Source organism: Steroidobacter sp. (assembly GCF_016790065.1).
Taxonomy (GTDB): domain Bacteria; phylum Pseudomonadota; class Gammaproteobacteria; order Steroidobacterales; family Steroidobacteraceae; genus Steroidobacter.
Genome location: NZ_JAEUPY010000525.1, coordinates 1 through 3380 on the forward strand (window position 1 = coordinate 1; position 3380 = coordinate 3380).

4 protein-coding genes are annotated in these 3380 nt (G+C 61.5%); all 4 read right to left on the reverse strand.

Annotated elements, in window-relative coordinates; all coding sequences use genetic code 11:
- Positions 1-96: 96 nt before the first annotated feature.
- Positions 97-1173, reverse strand: coding sequence for an efflux RND transporter periplasmic adaptor subunit (locus JNL55_RS21830; RefSeq protein ID WP_293858848.1), 1077 nt, complete (start codon positions 1171-1173; stop codon positions 97-99).
- A complete protein-coding gene (locus JNL55_RS21835) occupies positions 1170-1373 on the reverse strand; it encodes a hypothetical protein (RefSeq protein WP_293858851.1) in 204 nt (67 codons plus the stop codon). Before JNL55_RS21835 ends, JNL55_RS21830 begins: the two co-directional genes overlap by 4 nt.
- Before the next feature lie 74 nt (positions 1374-1447).
- Positions 1448-2713: an MFS transporter gene (locus tag JNL55_RS21840; protein WP_293858854.1), complete on the reverse strand. Its 1266-nt coding sequence runs from the start codon at positions 2711-2713 to the stop codon at positions 1448-1450.
- A 20-nt stretch (positions 2714-2733) separates the two neighbouring features.
- A partial coding sequence (locus JNL55_RS21845) for a TonB-dependent receptor domain-containing protein (RefSeq protein WP_293858857.1) occupies positions 2734-3380 on the reverse strand: 647 nt, incomplete at its 5' end.

The following is a 3380-nucleotide window of genomic DNA, read 5'->3' on the forward strand; positions in this document are numbered from 1 at the left end:
GGCGTAGATACCGGCGACTGCGAACAGCAGCAGCATGAACACGACGAGCTGCTGATTACGCAGCGCCCATTCGGAAAGGTTCGGACCGCGCATGGCTCAGACACCTCCGGCGGCGAGCCGCACTTTCTGACCGTCGAACAACAGGTGCACGCCCGCGGTGACGATGGTCTCGCCGGGCTGCACGCCACCAGCCACGACCACCGCGTCCTGTCCCACGTCGGCGACTTCGACTTGTCGCGCATGGACGATGGAGTCGCCGTTGGACACCACCCACACGAACGACTCGCCGCCCTTGTGATACAGCGCCGATAGCGGCAATCGATAGGTCTGTTGTTTGCGTTGGCCGGCGAGATGAACGCGGGCCGTCATGCCCAGCTCGATGGCTTCATCTGGATCGACAATCGAGATGCGCGCGTCGTACTGACGTGTCGCGCTGTCCGTCATCGGCGCGAGCTCTCGCAATTTGCCAACGTAGCGGCGACCAGGACGTGCCCACAGCTCGACCTGCAGATCGCCGACCTGACGAATCTCTTCGAGCCTCGATTCGGGAATGCTGATCGCTACTTCACGTTCGCCGTCGGCCGAGAAGCCGAGAGCGCGCTGTCCCGCTTGCACCACCTCGCCTACTTCGACATACAAAGCAGTGACGACGCCGTCCTGCGGGGCTCGCAAGAACGTATAGCCCTGCTGATTGGAAGCCAGCGCAAACTCGGACTCGGCCGCGACCAACTTGGCGCGCGAGCTTTCCAGTTGCACGCGATCTCGGTCGAACTCGGCCTGGCTGATGAAGCGGCGTTCGAACAAACGCTTGGCGCGCTCGAAGTCCAGCTCAACCTGTGCGTACTCGCTTCGCACACCTTGCAGCTGAGCGCGTGCGGCGTCGGCGTTCAGTGCGGCGTCGACGGGATCGAGACGCGCCAATGGTTGATTGCGACTGACCCGATTGCCGACTTGAACCAATCGCTCGGCCACTCGACCCGAGACCCGAAAGCCCACCACACTCTCATGCCGTGCGCGGACTTCGCCGGAATAGCCGGAGCCACTGCCTGCCTCGTCCGCCGTCACAGCAGCAGTCCGCACCACGCGGATATCTTCGGGCATGGACTGTTTGGAGCCACAAGCAGCCAGCAACAGCGCCGGCAACAACAGGCTGAAGACACGAAGCGAAGTCATGAGCGGGACTCCTTGCGAGGGACCGTGGATTTGGATTTGCGCTTGGGTCCGCCGATGGCCGACCACAGTTCGTTGGCCGAACGGAACTGTTGAACGCGGCCGGAGCGCACGTCCTCGACATAGCCTGCGAACCAGCGTGCGGTGCGGCGATAGACACGAACCACGTAGCTACGCGGCTCGTCAGGGATGGGTTTGTTCATGGGCCGGTACTGTGCGCGGTACCGGCTTATTTATTACTTACGTATTCGGAAATCCGCGCTTTGTGGCGGCGCGACTATAGCTCCCGGCCTCGGGTTTCCTGGGCAACAGCTGCAGCCAGTAGCGCCAACACGCTAAGCACCGCGAAGTAGGCAACGACGGTCAAGATGTTGCCGCCGCTCGATGCCATCAACGCGGTGGCCACCAACGGGGCGAGACCGCCGCCGAGGATGGTGCCGAGTTGTTTGCCGACTGAGATGGCGGTGAACCGAACGCGCGTCGGGAAGAGTTCGGCGAAGAAGCTGCTTTCGGACCCGAACATCAATGGATGAATGACGCCAGCGGCAATGACGACCGCCGTAACCACCGCCCACCCATCCAGCGACTGGACCAATAGAAAGAATGGATAGATGAATAGCAAAGCTGTCGCCAGCCCGCCGGCAAACACCGGCCGCCGCCCTACTCGGTCTGACAACGCGCCAAACACCGGTACCGCGCACATCGACAGTAAATTGCCAAACAGCACCGCGTCGCTCAGTAGCCGCTTCTCGATACCCAGCTGCGCTCCGTACGCGAGCGAAAAGGTCACCGTCAAATAGAAGAACGCCGTCTCGGCCACCGACAGCGCCAGCACGATGATCACGGGCCGTCGATGATGCTTCAGCACTTCGAACAACGGCACCTTTGAAACGTCACGGCGAGCAGCGACGAACGCTTGCGTCTCAAAGACTCGTGCTCTTACATACAACCCAACTAACACCAACGCGAGGCTGGCGAGGAACGGAATCCGCCAGCCCCAGCTCAACAACTGATCCTCCGGCAAGCGCATCACCAACGCCGTCGCTAACGATGCCAGCACCACCGATGCCGGCCCAGCCGCTTGAATGAGCCCACCGAACAACCCACGCTTGGCAGCGGGCGATCCCTCCACAGTCAGCAGCACAGCCCCCACAGACTCGCCGCCAAGCGCGAAGCCTTGCAGGAATCGCAGCACTACCAGCAACGCGGGCGCCCACAGCCCAATCGCATCGAACCCAGGTAAACAGCCGATGGCCGCCGTCGCGAAGCCCATCAACAACATGCTCGCAATCAACGTCGACTTGCGTCCGAGCCGGTCGCCGAAGTGGCCGAACACCACTCCACCCAACGGTCGCGCCAGAAAGCCCACCGTGAACGTGGCGAACACCGCCATCGTGCCGGCGGCGCTGCTCACCTGAGGAAAGAACACCCGATCGAAGACTAACGAGCCTAGGAACGCGTAAATGAAGAAGTCATACCACTCGATGGCCGTGCCGATGGAACTCGCGAGCACCACGCGCCGAAACGCAGAATGCTCGCTCACGCCAGACGATGTGGTGGCACTCAAAACTCGTACGCCACGCTGAGCATGTACTCACGACCGCGCACGTATGACGCCTCTGCATAGCCGCTTGAGCTGGTGAACGAAGGATTTCCGCCCTGCGAATAACGCTCATCACTGAGATTTCGCCCAGCGGCGACCACACGCCAGCGTTGATCCGGCGATTCAAGCGCCACCGACGCGCTCACGGTCTTCACCGGAGCGAGTTGAGCAATCTGCCGCGTGTTGCCCTCATCGAAGTAGGTGCGACTTTGATAGAAGCCATCGACCCTCGGCGTCAGCCGCCAACCGCTGCCGAAGCCGATGCGATAACCCAAACCGAGATTGGCCTGCCACGACGGCGTGAACGGCAGCTTGTTCGACGTCGACACGCCGGTCACCGCATTGATGAGCGTATCGACTTCCTTGATCTCACCCTCCAGATAGCCGACACCGCCTTCGATCATGAGCGCGTCGAGCGGCACCCAGGTCAGCTCGAGTTCGGCGCCCTTGATGGTCGCCTTGCCGGTGTTGAACAAGAACGGCGCCACACCGATACGATACGTGAACTGCATGTTCTTGTAGTCGGTGGTGAAAATGGCGCCATTCAAGCGCAAGGTCGCATCGAGCAGGTCCAGCTTGAAACCGGCTTCATAGCTCTCCGCCGTCT